The sequence below is a fragment of the Vulcanococcus sp. DEBay_Sum29NL08_54 genome (assembly GCF_017859255.1).
Taxonomy (GTDB): domain Bacteria; phylum Cyanobacteriota; class Cyanobacteriia; order PCC-6307; family Cyanobiaceae; genus Vulcanococcus.
The window spans coordinates 12,342-24,426 of record NZ_JAFMNJ010000027.1 but is presented as its reverse complement, the minus strand read 5'-3'; the positions used below and the strand labels follow the sequence as shown (position 1 = coordinate 24,426).

Annotated in this window: 24 protein-coding genes; 11 read left to right on the top strand and 13 right to left on the bottom strand. The window is 62.9% G+C overall.

Features of this window, described 5'->3' with window-relative positions; all coding sequences use genetic code 11:
* Positions 1-195, top strand: a 195-nt coding sequence (locus QZ186_RS09090; RefSeq protein WP_296416529.1) for a hypothetical protein, incomplete at its 5' end; no start/stop codon positions are given.
* A 441-nt stretch (positions 196-636) separates the two neighbouring features.
* Here the strand turns inward: QZ186_RS09090 and QZ186_RS09085 are convergent.
* Positions 637-1,176, bottom strand: coding sequence for a L,D-transpeptidase (locus QZ186_RS09085; protein WP_296416528.1), 540 nt, complete (start codon positions 1,174-1,176; stop codon positions 637-639).
* Between the two features lie 156 nt (positions 1,177-1,332).
* On the opposite strand from QZ186_RS09085, the gene QZ186_RS09080 reads away from it, so the two are divergent.
* From QZ186_RS09080 to QZ186_RS09070, 3 genes are all read left to right on the top strand, one after another.
* Positions 1,333-2,238 (top strand): polyphosphate kinase 2 family protein, encoded by a 906-nt coding sequence (locus QZ186_RS09080; RefSeq protein WP_296416527.1) that lies wholly within the window; start codon positions 1,333-1,335, stop codon positions 2,236-2,238.
* A 93-nt stretch (positions 2,239-2,331) separates the two neighbouring features.
* On the top strand, positions 2,332-3,360 hold the full coding sequence (locus QZ186_RS09075) for a DUF4912 domain-containing protein (RefSeq protein ID WP_296416526.1): 1,029 nt from the start codon (positions 2,332-2,334) through the stop codon (positions 3,358-3,360).
* An 81-nt stretch (positions 3,361-3,441) separates the two neighbouring features.
* Positions 3,442-3,570 (top strand): hypothetical protein, encoded by a 129-nt coding sequence (locus QZ186_RS09070; RefSeq protein ID WP_010316044.1) that lies wholly within the window; start codon positions 3,442-3,444, stop codon positions 3,568-3,570.
* Between the two features lie 24 nt (positions 3,571-3,594).
* On the opposite strand, the gene QZ186_RS09065 is transcribed toward QZ186_RS09070, so the two are convergent.
* Genes QZ186_RS09065 through QZ186_RS09050 form a run of 4 tightly spaced genes read right to left on the bottom strand, consistent with a single transcriptional unit; the run spans position 3,595 to position 4,821 of the window.
* Positions 3,595-3,882, bottom strand: coding sequence for a hypothetical protein (locus QZ186_RS09065; protein ID WP_010316046.1), 288 nt, complete (start codon positions 3,880-3,882; stop codon positions 3,595-3,597).
* Positions 3,883-3,888: 6 nt separating this feature from the next.
* Positions 3,889-4,170 carry a hypothetical protein gene (locus QZ186_RS09060; RefSeq protein WP_247477611.1) on the bottom strand — a complete coding sequence of 94 codons (282 nt, stop codon included), beginning with the start codon at positions 4,168-4,170 and terminating at the stop codon, positions 3,889-3,891.
* Between the two features lie 48 nt (positions 4,171-4,218).
* Positions 4,219-4,560 (bottom strand): hypothetical protein, encoded by a 342-nt coding sequence (locus QZ186_RS09055; protein ID WP_247477612.1) that lies wholly within the window; start codon positions 4,558-4,560, stop codon positions 4,219-4,221.
* Positions 4,561-4,614: 54 nt separating this feature from the next.
* Positions 4,615-4,821 (bottom strand): Nif11 family protein, encoded by a 207-nt coding sequence (locus tag QZ186_RS09050; protein ID WP_296416525.1) that lies wholly within the window; start codon positions 4,819-4,821, stop codon positions 4,615-4,617.
* A gap of 142 nt (positions 4,822-4,963) precedes the next feature.
* On the opposite strand from QZ186_RS09050, the gene QZ186_RS09045 reads away from it, so the two are divergent.
* Entirely contained in the window at positions 4,964-5,323 is a 360-nt protein-coding gene (locus QZ186_RS09045; RefSeq protein WP_296416524.1) for a hypothetical protein, read from the top strand.
* 3 nt (positions 5,324-5,326) lie between these two features.
* Here the strand turns inward: QZ186_RS09045 and QZ186_RS09040 are convergent, their stop codons facing one another.
* The 3 genes from QZ186_RS09040 to QZ186_RS09030 are packed head-to-tail and all read right to left on the bottom strand — an operon-like array spanning position 5,327 to position 5,872.
* On the bottom strand, positions 5,327-5,536 hold the full coding sequence (locus QZ186_RS09040; protein ID WP_029626211.1) for a hypothetical protein: 210 nt from the start codon (positions 5,534-5,536) through the stop codon (positions 5,327-5,329).
* A gap of 2 nt (positions 5,537-5,538) precedes the next feature.
* The gene (locus QZ186_RS09035; RefSeq protein ID WP_010316058.1) at positions 5,539-5,733 is read right to left on the bottom strand and encodes a hypothetical protein; all 195 of its coding nucleotides are present in this window, start codon (positions 5,731-5,733) and stop codon (positions 5,539-5,541) included.
* Between the two features lie 4 nt (positions 5,734-5,737).
* Positions 5,738-5,872 (bottom strand): hypothetical protein, encoded by a 135-nt coding sequence (locus tag QZ186_RS09030; RefSeq protein WP_010316060.1) that lies wholly within the window; start codon positions 5,870-5,872, stop codon positions 5,738-5,740.
* 141 nt (positions 5,873-6,013) lie between these two features.
* Between QZ186_RS09030 and QZ186_RS09025 the strand changes: the two genes are divergently transcribed.
* Together QZ186_RS09025 and QZ186_RS09020 are read left to right on the top strand one after the other, a co-directional pair.
* The gene (locus QZ186_RS09025; RefSeq protein WP_296416523.1) at positions 6,014-7,501 is read left to right on the top strand and encodes an FAD-dependent monooxygenase; all 1,488 of its coding nucleotides are present in this window, start codon (positions 6,014-6,016) and stop codon (positions 7,499-7,501) included.
* Positions 7,502-7,603: 102 nt separating this feature from the next.
* A complete protein-coding gene (locus QZ186_RS09020) occupies positions 7,604-8,626 on the top strand; it encodes a rod shape-determining protein (RefSeq protein WP_296416522.1) in 1,023 nt (340 codons plus the stop codon).
* 59 nt (positions 8,627-8,685) lie between these two features.
* Here QZ186_RS09020 and QZ186_RS09015 read toward each other — a convergent pair whose 3' ends face one another.
* Both QZ186_RS09015 and QZ186_RS09010 read right to left on the bottom strand, forming a co-directional pair.
* Positions 8,686-8,856: a hypothetical protein gene (locus QZ186_RS09015; RefSeq protein ID WP_156797859.1), complete on the bottom strand. Its 171-nt coding sequence runs from the start codon at positions 8,854-8,856 to the stop codon at positions 8,686-8,688.
* A 45-nt stretch (positions 8,857-8,901) separates the two neighbouring features.
* A complete protein-coding gene (locus QZ186_RS09010; protein ID WP_010316068.1) occupies positions 8,902-9,081 on the bottom strand; it encodes a hypothetical protein in 180 nt (59 codons plus the stop codon).
* 113 nt (positions 9,082-9,194) lie between these two features.
* Between QZ186_RS09010 and QZ186_RS09005 the strand changes: the two genes are divergently transcribed.
* Positions 9,195-9,518: a hypothetical protein gene (locus QZ186_RS09005; protein WP_296416520.1), complete on the top strand. Its 324-nt coding sequence runs from the start codon at positions 9,195-9,197 to the stop codon at positions 9,516-9,518.
* 12 nt (positions 9,519-9,530) lie between these two features.
* On the opposite strand, the gene QZ186_RS09000 is transcribed toward QZ186_RS09005, so the two are convergent.
* Genes QZ186_RS09000 through QZ186_RS08990 form a run of 3 tightly spaced genes read right to left on the bottom strand, consistent with a single transcriptional unit; the run spans position 9,531 to position 10,256 of the window.
* Positions 9,531-9,728, bottom strand: coding sequence for a hypothetical protein (locus QZ186_RS09000; RefSeq protein WP_156797860.1), 198 nt, complete (start codon positions 9,726-9,728; stop codon positions 9,531-9,533).
* Positions 9,729-9,784: 56 nt separating this feature from the next.
* Positions 9,785-10,000, bottom strand: coding sequence for a chlorophyll a/b-binding protein (locus QZ186_RS08995; RefSeq protein WP_010316074.1), 216 nt, complete (start codon positions 9,998-10,000; stop codon positions 9,785-9,787).
* Between the two features lie 19 nt (positions 10,001-10,019).
* A complete protein-coding gene (locus QZ186_RS08990) occupies positions 10,020-10,256 on the bottom strand; it encodes a chlorophyll a/b-binding protein (RefSeq protein WP_296416518.1) in 237 nt (78 codons plus the stop codon).
* Between the two features lie 296 nt (positions 10,257-10,552).
* On the opposite strand from QZ186_RS08990, the gene QZ186_RS08985 reads away from it, so the two are divergent.
* From QZ186_RS08985 to QZ186_RS08975, 3 genes are all read left to right on the top strand, one after another.
* On the top strand, positions 10,553-10,954 hold the full coding sequence (locus QZ186_RS08985) for a YccF domain-containing protein (protein WP_010316079.1): 402 nt from the start codon (positions 10,553-10,555) through the stop codon (positions 10,952-10,954).
* A gap of 219 nt (positions 10,955-11,173) precedes the next feature.
* Entirely contained in the window at positions 11,174-11,410 is a 237-nt protein-coding gene (locus tag QZ186_RS08980; protein ID WP_247477620.1) for a hypothetical protein, read from the top strand.
* A 36-nt stretch (positions 11,411-11,446) separates the two neighbouring features.
* On the top strand, positions 11,447-11,914 hold the full coding sequence (locus tag QZ186_RS08975; RefSeq protein ID WP_296416517.1) for a cupin domain-containing protein: 468 nt from the start codon (positions 11,447-11,449) through the stop codon (positions 11,912-11,914).
* Positions 11,915-12,085 lie beyond the last annotated feature (171 nt).

Below are 12,085 nucleotides of genomic sequence, written 5' to 3'. Positions count from 1 at the left end.
GGAGCCATTCGTCGCCGCATGACGGGTTCGATCGAGATCCCCACGTCATCCACCACGCCTCAGGTGAAGCTCCACTATTGGACCAATGGCGGGGCCCAGAGCGTTGTTGTCCCCCTCGATGAGGAGGTCCAGCGCCACCGCCTGTTGCTCTCCAACGGAGCCGTCCTGCTCAAGCGGGAACTGATGGCCGCCTAGGCAAAAAAAAGCCCCGCCAAAGGCAGGGCTTTTCGGGATTCGCTTCAAGGGTGTGACCTTGTTTCCACCTTTGAGGCGAATCCACTCCTCACACGCACCAACCGTCGCCAGAGGACTGGCACAGTGCCAGTTCTTTGTAACCAGTTGTTCAACCGCACAGGCTCTGGGGCATTCGCTTCCCTAGAACGGCGCTTGGAAACATTCCATTCCAACCTCACACCACGGCAAGCCCCCTCGGCATGAGGGGGCTTTTTTGTGACTGGAGCTTGCCCACAAAAAACCCCGCCGAGGGCGGGGTCGGGGGGTGTGAGGAATGGTGCAACCCATGCAGGTAGACCATGCCGCCGGCATGAACCAGTGGAGCGCTGATGGCCGCTGTTCCACCTCGGCGGTACTTCTGCTCTAGCCAGGACCTGGGCGGTTGGCAGCGGGTGCTTCTGCTTAGTTGCTGACGATCAGGGTCTGGGCTGCACTGCGGCGGACCAGCTCGGCCAGGGTCAACATCTCGGCCCTGTGGATCAGGCCGATGCAACCGCCGGTTCCGCTGTTCCAGTTGCGGCCTGCACTTGGGTCCAGGTGGATTCCTAAAACGCGGCGGCCCGTGCTGAAGAGGGGCTCGAGGCCGATCCAGACGGGGCCGAGCTCCCGCGGATACTCATGGCCCAATGGTTCAACTGCGCCGATCGAATAGGTCCCGGGCGGGAGGGGCGCCTGGCTACCCAGTTGGTGCCGGTTGGCGCCTTGGTATTCCGCCCGTCCGCTGACGGCTTCGAAATGCCGCACCGGTTGTCCAGGGATCTCGAGTTTCAGGTCCCAGATCGGATCCCCTGTGCGGGGGAGGCGGCGGTTGGTGCGCTCAAACGTCAGCCTTGGGGCCGGCGCTTCCGGCTCGGCAATCGCCAGCTCTTGGGCCGCGGCGGATGGTGCCAGGGTTGCGGCGAGAACGCAGCCACCCAGCAGCTGACCAAGCTTGCGACCCATGGGACTCCCGCGTGAGATCGGGGTGTCCTAGGGGGATTTCTTTTTCTCTCTTCAGAGAAAAACCAGTTGTGCAGTCGGCTCAGCGGCTGTCAGGGCTGACATTGCCTCCTGTGGTGGTCAGGGTGACTTCAGGCGATTGCTGTTCTGAGGCTGCCGATGGAGAGGGAACTGAGCCAGGTGCTCACGCAGTGCCATCACCTCACCAGGCCCTATCGAATCGACAGCGGGGATGGATTCCGCCTGGATCGGATCGATCCGGGCGACACCCTGGATCTGCCCTCCGACAAGAAGGCGGCCCGAGAGGCACTCGAGCAGGGCGTTCAGATGCTCTCGGAGCTGCAGCAGCGTCTTTATGCCCAGAACAAGTGGGCGGTGCTGCTGATCTTTCAAGCGATGGACGCCGCGGGCAAGGACGGAACGATCAAACATGTGATGAGCGGGGTGAATCCCCAGGGCTGCCAGGTGACCTCCTTTAAAGCCCCCTCCGCGCTGGACCTTGATCACGACTACCTCTGGCGCGCCAATCAAGCCCTGCCGGAGCGCGGGCGCATCGGGATTTTTAACCGCAGTTACTACGAGGAGACCCTGGTGGTGCGGGTCCATCCGGAGCTGTTGGCCAAGCAGTCCTTGCCGCCTGATTTGGTCGGGCCAAAGCTCTGGCAACAGCGTTTCGAGGACATTCGCCACTACGAGCGCTATCTGAGCCGCAACGGGGTGGTGGTCCTGAAGTTCTTCTTGCACCTTTCCAAAGAGGAGCAAAAGCGCCGTTTTCTGCAGCGTTTGGAGCGTCCCGAGAAGAACTGGAAGTTTTCAGCGGCTGATATCCGCGAGAGGGGGTTCTGGGAGGACTACAGGCAGGCCTATGAGGAGATGATTCGCGAGACCGCCACAGCCCATGCGCCGTGGTTTGTCGTGCCGGCTGATCACAAGTGGTTCACCCGTTTGGTGGTCGCGGCGGCGGTGATTGAGCGTTTGGATGGCCTGGATCTGCGCTATCCCGAGGTCAGCCAGGAGGCAAAGCAGGCCCTGGCCCAGGCGCGCGAGCAGTTGCTGGCTGAGTGAGGCTGTCGCCTGTCGTAGCGATCCGCTGACAGAGCCGCTGCTGGCCGAGGTAAGTCGGTGATGATAGGACCCGTCGCCATCCAGGGCAGAACTGTGACGCAAAGCAACTCCAACGCCAAGAGCAGCAACCAGCGTCCCTTCGCCTGGATCCGCGACCTGATTCCCTCGGGGATCAAAGAAAAGATTAAGGAGACGGTTCCTGGGATCGCTCCGCCTTCCAGCGACTCCATCGAGGTTGTCGAGGGTGTCCAGGACGCTTCCACCCACGTGGTATTTCTACCCCGTGATCCCCAATGGGCCTACTGCTTCTGGTCCATCAGCGCGGCGGATCGCAAGAGCGCCCAGAAGGCCGGTGCGACCCAGCTCTGCATTCGTCTAGCGGACGTGACGGGCCTAGGCGGCGAGCAGTCCCATCCCCACACCCTGCAGGAGCTGGTGGTGGATGGCAACGCCAGTGAATGGTTCTTGCCCGTGCCCCTCGATGGCCGCGACTACCGCGTCGAGCTGGGCTATCGCCTGCGCTCCGGTGGTTGGTATTCCCTGGCCTTCTCGGCCGTGGCTCATGTCCCAGGCATGGAGCCCTCCCAGCGCATTGCCGATGCCTTTGTTCCCTTCTCCCTGGAGGTTGGCCCGAGCGCTGCTCCTCAAGCGCTGACCACCCCCAGCTTTGGTGCGGGCGTGCAGCACGAGCAGCACTACCAGCGGGCGACCCTTCCCACCCGTAGCCGCCGCGTCGGCTCCGAGGTGCTGCACGAATACGACCTGGCGGGCCCTGGTCCCCTGAATGATTCCGGTCTGGGTGTCTGGGCCAGTGGCCGCACCGAGTCCGGTGCTGGCGCAGCCCGTCAGCGCTCCTTCTGGTTGGTGGCTGATGCCGAGCTGATCGTCTACGGCGCCACGGATCCTGCCGCCAGCCTGTTCATCGGTGACGAGCAGATTCAGCTGGAGCGCGATGGCAGCTTCCGCATTCACGTCCCCTTCCGTGATGGTGAGCAGCTCTACCCGGTTCGCGCGATTGCCGCTGATGGTGAGCAGGAGCGCTCCATTGCGATGGAGTTTGAGCGCCGCACCCCCCACGCTCGGGTCAACACCGCCGAAGAGGCCCAGACCGAGTGGTTCTAACGGCTGGTTTTCGACAGGTCTCGGAAACCCCCGCTTTCCGTTGCGGCGGTGCTAAAAAAATCCAGTTCTGATCGTTCCGGAATGGACTACCTCGTGCTTGCCTCCGCTGTCGCTCCCCGAGGCGTTCCCGTGATCCTGCCGGCCCTCGGCGGTGCAGGTTTGATTGCCCTGCTGGTCTTCTTCCTGTCTCAGGCTTCCGCCAAGAGCTGAGACCGTTCATCGAAGCCGCCGCGCCTAGTCCTGGGCGGCGGCTTTTTTGTGTTCGGCTTCGGCTGGATCGGGCTGCGTGAAGGTCAAGACGCAGTAGTAGCGCGTATTGCCGTAGCCGATCTCCACGTCGTTGCAGTTGCTGCTGGTCACCCTGGCCCCCTTGGGCAGTTGTGACATGGCCTCCTGCCAGGCCTGTTGGCGGCTAAGGGGTGATTGCGAGGAGACGGATCCTTCCGCAGCCAGGCCCTGCATTGAGAATCCAAGCAGTGCGGCGGTGCCGACGGCCAAGCTGCTCTGGCGCCAACCGTTCATTGGGGTTCAGCGGCTCTCTCCAGACATAGCTACGGACGGCTCCAGTCCGTTGATCCAGCGCCGACCGGCGGGGACCAGGGAGCGCTCGACTTCCCGCCAGGGAAATCCCCCCTGCTTGCAGTCGAGGTCCTCCCCCATGCCGTAGCCCAGGCCGTCATGGACCTCCTCGAGGGCCTGCGGGAAGCTCAGCTGCTTGATCGAGGCGTAGACCCGCGCAATCGCGTTGACCTCGCCGGGGGTGCTGCTCCCGTTGGCGTAACGCTCACGTAGCGCTTGTGCAGAGTGCATGGGCTGGGCCTTCCCCTCTGCCCTCAAGGCTGGCAGCGGATTGCTGGGCTAGCTCGGATTCAGGGCCTGACATTCGAAAAACGTTTCCTTCAGGCTGCTGTGATCGCGATCCAGCGATCCCGTCCCTTGCATGGCCATGCTTAGCCGCGATTCCAGTCCGAGCAGCGCGGTGTAGCAGCGCAGTTGGTTGGCATCATCGGCGCGGTTTTTCAGTTGATGGGAGGTTCCCATCGCCGCGCTGCAGTCCGCCCGCGAACCACCGTTGAAGCAGCGCATGGCCGCCTGTTGCAGGCTGAGCAGGGACTGGGCCTGGGCCGCTGGAGCGGCCAGCAGCGCGAAGAGCAGGAGCCAGCGGCGGTTCAACGGGGCATCGGCCGATGAGCGCAACACTAAGAAGCCGGCCCCGATTGGAGCCGGCTTCGGACGTCTTGCCTTGTGATCGCGCTAGTGCGTGTGCGGAGCCTCCTCGCTGTGGTCGTGCTGCCAGCGGGTCAGGGTCGCTGGGGAGAACTTGTGTCCATGCTTGCGGGCAACAGAAACGACGCAGCTGTTGTTCTCGCCGCACTTGTCGAGCTCGCGCTGCATGCTTGTGTTGCCCTTGGCTTTACGCATGAACAGTTCAAGTTGATGTCTTGACATGGCGTATTCCATGGAAAGATCCACCTACCGCTAGCGGTAGATCTGCTGCGATTGGCCTGAGTTCAGCTTCTCTCCCTGTTGAAGATTGTCTGTGTTTGTTCTCTCTATTCAGAGAAAAAGATCGGGTCTTGGCTCGCTCGGTAGGGTCATCGGCATGAACGTTGCATCCCCTCTGACCCGTCTTCTGGGCGCTTCTGCGGCTGCCGTTGCCGTCTTGGCTGCTCCAGTCTTCGCGGCGGAGCCTGATCCCTATGCCCAGTTCATGGGGCACTACGAACGGGTCTTGAAGGCTCAGAATTCGGGCGATCTCTATCGCCTCTGCCGCTCCATGCAGGCGATGGATGGCCTGTTGATTGAGCACTTCGCCGTGTTTGAGCAGCGCGATCCCGCTACGGACTGGATGGAGGTGCGGGCTTCCTACAAGCCTGTGCTCGACGACCAGTGCGGCCAGGTCAGTGTTCCCCAGAAGAGCCCGCCGAAGGGGGATGCTCCTGCTGCCAAGCCCCAGAGCTAAGGCTCAGTCGTCGCTCTGCAGGAAGCGCGGAGCGAAGCGCCAGGCCAACACAAGGCTCGCGAGGCCGTAGGCCACAAAGGTGGTCGCTTGGCCGAAGCTGCCCGTGCCATACAGCTCACGCTCCAGCAGGACGTAATCCATCACGGACGCCACTGTCCCCCAGAGGATCACCCAAACCGAGACATAGGCAATGCCCTTGAGCGTGCGTTCCATGCTCACCACATCCACTCGTCAGGGGAGGGGATGCCGCTTTCGCGGCGCACCCGAGCGATGCGTTCGCTGGCGCGCTGCTGTTCTTCGCTGCGGCTGAGCCAGGGCCGAATCCGATTGGCCGCCTTGCTGGCATCCAGGGCGGAGGGCAGTCGGGTCAGCTTGTAGTTCGCCCCGTTATGGGTGGTGGTCTCCGTCATCGCGCTATCGGTTCAGCCAAAGCTTGATCGCAACCGTGGCGGCGGCCGCCGCCAAGATCCAATAGAGCCAGGTCAGGTTCAGCACCGTCGCCAGCACCAGGCCGATCACAAAGAAGACCAGAAATCGGCCGAGGGTCATTTCTGCTTCGCTTGATAAATCGACCCTAACGCACTGCGGCGGTTGCTCTTTCAGTGAAAGAAGCCGCCAAAAAAGAAGTGGAACTCTCCATGCCCAACGCGTTTTGTTGTGCAGCCTTGGTGGAGAGTTGACGTAGGTCTGATGTCCCAACCGGTGTTGGTGGTGGGAGCGGGGCCGGTGGGTCTCACCCTGGCGCTGGCCCTGCGTCAGCAGGACATCGCCGTTCGGGTGGTGGAACGGGAGCCGAAACCCTCCGAGCGCTCCAAGGCCCTGGTGATCTGGCCGCGGACCCTGGAGTTGTTGGATCTCCAGGGCTGCGTTGAGCCTTTCTTGAAGGCTGGGATTCAGGGCCATGGAGCCCGGATCCAGGCCGGTCAACGCCTGCTGGCGGCGCTCTCCTTTTCCAAGGTGCAGAGCGCCTTCCCCTACGCCTTGATGATTCCCCAGAACCGCACGGAGGCGGTCCTGACCCAGTTGCTGGCGGAGCGGGGTGTCTCGGTGGAGCGCCAGCTGGAACTCAGCGGGTTCGCCGCCTCCGATGGCGGTGTGACGGCCGAACTCAGCCGAGCCGATGGCAGCACGGAAACGATGGAGTGCAGTTATCTGCTGGGCTGCGATGGTGCCCACAGCCTTGTGCGCCATCAGCTGGGTCTGGCCTACAGCGGCGAAACCCTGGAATCGAATTGGGTTCTGGCGGACGTCAAGCTCGACGGCCCCGCAGCTTCCGATCAGGTGGCCGTGGTCTGGAATCCCGAGGGGATCCTGGCCCTGTTCCCGATCGTCGGAGATCGCTTCCGCATCATTGGCGATGTCTCGGGGACGGAGGCGGCCGATCCCAGCCTGGAGCAGGTTCAGAGCCTGGTGGAGCAGCGCTTGGGATCAGGCTTCCGCGCCCATGATCCGATCTGGCTCAGTCATTTCCGGATCAACGAGCGCAAGGTCGATCGCTACAGCGTCGGGCGGGTCTTCTTGGCGGGGGATGCGGCCCATATCCACAGCCCAGCTGGGGGGCAGGGCATGAACACGGGCATGCAGGATGCCTTCAACCTGGCTTGGAAACTGGCCCTGGTGCTGCAGGGCAAGGCGGGGCCACAGCTGCTGGAGACCTATTCCCCGGAACGCAGCGGGATTGGCGATCGGGTGCTGCGCAATGCCGGTGTGTTGACGCGGGTGGCTCTGCTGCGGCAGCCCCTGCTGCGTCGGCTGCGGAATCTGGCGTTCACGAATTTGGGCCGCAGTCGTCGCGTTCAACGTCGCCTGGTGGCGCAGCTCTGCGAGACCGATCTTCACTACCGCGGCAGCGCCCTGGCTCCGGTTCTGGCTCGCTCAGCAGGCGGACTGCGCCCCGGTGAGCGCACGCCGGATCTGCCCTGCCAGGGCCCCAGTGGCCAGACGCGACTGCACGCCCTGCTGCGCTCCGGTCGCTTTGTGTTGCTGTCCGTTGGTGTGCCGCTGCCGCTGGCCGGCTCTGCCCTGGCGAGCGACTGGTTGGTTCCGGCTAGTGCGGAACCCCAGGAGGGCTACATGGCTGGCCAGACCTATCTGATCAGGCCGGATGCCTACCTCTGCAGCAGCAGCCCCAGTGCCGATCAGGAGCGCCTTGTGGCCCTGTGGGATCAGTGGCGCTGAGCTGGTTTTCGACGAGTTGCATCGAAGAGTGGAAGATTTGATTAAGTCCGAAGAACGAATATTCCCGTTTGGTCAGTTTTGGGTTGATCAGCAAAAAACACCATGTTCTGGCCTTTCCGGACTAGCTCCTCCATCGGTGTCGATCTGGGGACGGCGAACACCCTGATGTACGTATCAGGCAAAGGAATCGTCCTCGACGAGCCCTCCGTTGTCGCTCTTGATTTAGAACGCGGCATCCCACTGGAGGTGGGAGAAGGCGCGAAACGCATGATCGGTAAAACACCTAAAGCGATCCAGGCGATTCGTCCCCTGCGCGATGGCGTGATTGCTGATTACGCCGCCGCCGAGCTCATGATCCAAACCTTCATGCGCCGCGGCAATGCCGGTAAGTCCACCGCCCCTCGCATGGTGGTTGGCATCCCCAGCAGCATCACCGACGTGGAGCGCCGGGCTGTCCGTGAAGCCGGCATCACCGGCTCAAAAGAGGTCTATCTGATCGATGAGACCGTGGCCGCCGCCATTGGCGCTGGCCTGCCGATCACCGAACCCGTCGGCAGCATGATCGTTGACATCGGTGGTGGCACAACCGACGTCGCCGTCTTGAGCCTCGGCTCACCCGTGGAGAGTGAGTCCATTCGGATTGCCGGTGATGAAATCACCGAGAGCATTGCCGACTATCTGAAAAAGACCTATGGCCTGGTGATCGGTGAAGCCACCGCTGAGAAGGTCAAGATCAGCATCGGCTCGGCCCACGCCAATGCCCGCAACGATGATCGCCACATGGAGGTGAGCGGCTTCAACAACCGCACCGGACTGCCCGAGAGCATCACCGTCACCGCCGGTGAAATTCGCGAGGCGATCCAACAGCCCCTGGGCGCCATCGTTGACACGATTAAGCGCGTCCTGGAGAACACCCCCCCAGAACTCGCCGCTGACGTTCACGCCCGCGGAATCGTGCTCGCCGGTGGCGGTGCCTTGATCCCGGGGATCAGTGACTTGATTACTGAATCCACGGGCATCTTCACCATCGTTGCCGATGATCCGCTCCACTGTGTGGTGAACGGTTGCGGTCAGGTTGTGGACGACTGGCAGAACCTCAAGCGCTGCACCAGCGCTGACACCTAGGTCCGCTCTCCGGCCTTGAAACACTGGCCCCCGGGATCACCCGGGGGCTTTTTTGTGTCTTAGCTGGCCTGGGTGAGGGCCAGGAGTGCCAGCACCTTGTCTTCCAGTTGGTTGATTCGTCTCCACTGCGCGGTGCCCATCGTGCTGGGGGCCAGTTCAGCGCGCAGGTCCTCCAATAGGCCCAGGGTCTCTCGGGCGGTGCTCTGGAGTGACGCCGTCTTGATCTTCATCAAGGATCCGCAGTCGAGCCCATCAAACAAGCCCCTTCGTTGGCGTCAAGGGCTGTTCTCTTCATGCCAATAGAGCAGGGAGTTGGCTCGGTGCAAACCAGTGACGGTCTGGCAGAGGCCTGAGGCCCAGCAGACCCGGTAGTCGCCATCACGCAGGGCTTCGATGCTGGAGCCCTTGGGGGTGATCACCAGCACCCGGTCTGGATTGATTGCGCAATGCTCCATCGCCTCCTCGTCTGCCGATCAGTCATGGCTCAGCTGCCTGGGGATTGGCAAGCCTGGGCCAGGCCTGAATTTTTCGCCTGCGCGAGGTATTTAGACAGTGTTAGGGCTGGTTCATGGACCAGATCCAACGACCAGAATTCGAGACTGTCCTCACGACGCTGCACCAGAGTTTCTCCGGTGATCGGGGTGTGGGCCGGGTCTTTTGGGAGAAGGGGCTGATCGAGCGCGTGGAGTCCCATGCGCTCACGCCCCATCGCCTCAAGGAGGCCTGCGGATTGGTGCGCTCCTACGAATGGGCCGAGCACTACGTGCTGGAGGCCCCTGATCTCCATGAGGCCTGGAGCCGTTCTTTGGAGGTGCTGACCGCCACCAACAACCTGCTGGCCTGGGCCTCGGAGTTGGGGTTGATCTATTCGCGCTCCACCAGTGCGGATTGACGCTCCTCGGGGCTAGAGCGTCGAGCGCCATTCGTTGAGCAGCTGGTAGCGCCACTCCGGCCTGATCAGCTCGCTGCGAAAGACCGCGAACTGGTGTTGTGGGTAGTCCGCTTCGGCGAGCGACTTGGCCTGCTGCCGGTTCTCTGCGACCACGTGGAAGCGGCCATAGTCAGCCGGCCCGGAGTGAAAGACCTCAAAAATGTGATTCATCGCGTCCATGGCCTCTGCCTCCGGCCTAGCAACGCGATGCCCTTGTCGTCAGCGCCTCAGCTCAGATACCAGCGCACCAGAGCCAAGACCTGGCCGGCTGGCCCAAAGCCCGTGAGCCATTCGCCAACCAGGGCCGCGGCAAAGCCGACCATGGCGACCCGGCCGTTGAGTTGCTCGACGGCCTTCAGAGCGGAGACGTCCCAGGGTCTCTGGGAGGTCATGCTCTTGCCGAAGGACTCGACCGGTTCGTAGCGGAACTCCTGTTTGTTCATCGCGAGCGCCTGGGCCGGATCAGAAACAGAAGGGAAGGTACTGGGTGTGGCAGGCGGCGTAGCCGTCAATCAGGGGACCCAGGCCGATCTGGTGGGCGATGCCCTGGCCGGTGAGGCCCTCGGTGATGATCCCGATCACGATGCCGAGCATCGCCATCCGACCGTTGAAGCGCTCGACCTGCTTGAGCTGCTGCGCGTGAATCAGCTCTTCAGCGCGGTTCTGGCACCACTGGTCTGTGACTTGGTTGGTGTTCATGACTGTTGGGGTTCGGATTTGAGTAGGGATGCGGCAATCCAGCCGGCGAAGAGAAGAACTGCGGTCAGGGCCATCGTTTATTTGCGGGTGGGGCCCAGGTCGCTGGGGCGAGAGAGCACGTACACCACCCCTGCGGTCAGGAGCGCACCCACGACAACCATCGCTGTGATGGCCATCCCGTAATCGGCTTCCATGGTGGTGTTGCGAAACGTAAAGCAAATGTAACTCTCTGTAACGTGCTTTGGCAAGTCGTCTGCGCCGGCTCGACAGTCCCGTTAACGCGACCGGCAGCTTCCTTGTTCCGTTTCCTGTTCAACCTGCTCTGGTTTGTCCTGGGCGGACTGGTCATGGGCCTGGGCTGGTGGTTCGCAGGCCTGCTCTGTGCCATCAGCGTGGTGGGCCTGCCCTGGGCTCGCTCCTGCTTCGTGATCGGCAACTTCTCCTTTTGGCCTTTCGGTCAGGAGGCCATTTCGCGCCAGACCCTCACGGGCCGCCGCGATTGGGGTACGGGTCCCCTGGGGACCATGGGGAACGTGATTTGGTTTCTCGTGGCCGGTTGGTGGCTGGCGATCGGTCACCTGGCCTCAGCCCTGGCCTGCTTCCTCACGGTTGTGGGAATTCCCTTTGGCCTGCAGCACATCAAGTTGGCGCTGATCGCCTTGGCTCCCGTCGGCATGACGGTCGTTCCGAAGCGTTGAGCTGGGCTCATCCAGAAGCGAGGCCTTGAGCAGTCCGGCGATGCCCCAGATCAGTTCCAGCGGATCGGTGAGCAGCAGCACAACGGCAGGGCCTGGTCCCCTTCCCTAGCGACGCGGCTGGATCAGCGGATCGAGACGCAGGGTTCTGTTCAGCTTTTGCGCAGGTGTGTGTTGCGGGCCGTCGCTCTGGCTAGGACGAGGGTCCACCTCCCACTTGCCATGCTTCGGCGCTACCAGGTCTGGAGTTGCAGTTCCTCCACTCCGGGTGCGCGCTCAGTGCAGGCGGAGAACCGTGAGCAGGCCATTGCCCTGGCGCGGCGCTTTCATCCGACGGGCCCCCTGGTGGCCATCGACGCGGAGTTGATGGAGCTAGCGCACCCGATCACTGGTGAAGGCGGCCACCATCCAGGCCAGCAGGCTGAGCACCGCGGCACCAAAGGCGAGGAAGGCCAATAGGACATGTTCCATCGCTCCCTTCTAGGACGCTTGCCTGTGAATCGCTGCTCGTGGCTAACGCCCCTGGCCCTCGCTTGTCTCTGCGGCGCCCTTGTGCCAGAGGCCTGGGCCCATGACGACCATGGAGCCGCTGCCCTCGGAGTCGAGGTCAGGGAACTCGCGAACTCCAGCAAGGAGTGGGATGGCCGGATCCTTCCGCCCTATCCATCCGGTCAGCCCCAGGTCAAGGTCCTGCGGATCACGATCCCTGCGGGGGTTCGTCTTCCCCTGCATTGGCATCCGGTGATCAATGCCGCGGTGATTCTCAAGGGCGCCCTCTCCCTGGAGTTGGCGGATGGCTCCAGGCGGACCTTTGGTGAGGGCGAGGCCTTGGTGGAGGTGGTCAACACCGTCCACACCGGACAGGCCCTGGGCGATGACCCCGTGGAGCTGGTCGTCTTCTATGCGGGAGTGCAGGGTTCCCCTACGACGGTCCTGACCACAACGGCCCAGCCCCCGCGTTAGCGCCGGGGCGGCTGGCGGCCTGATGCCACATCAGTAAGGTCGCGAATTCGCGGTTCGCCCGTTCGCTATCGCTGGCGCACTGCTGGCGCAGCCAGGCGCAGCGAGCCAGGTGCGCGAGGTCGGAGGCCGGGAGGCTGATGGGGATGCCCTGCGAACCTGCTCAGCCTGCCA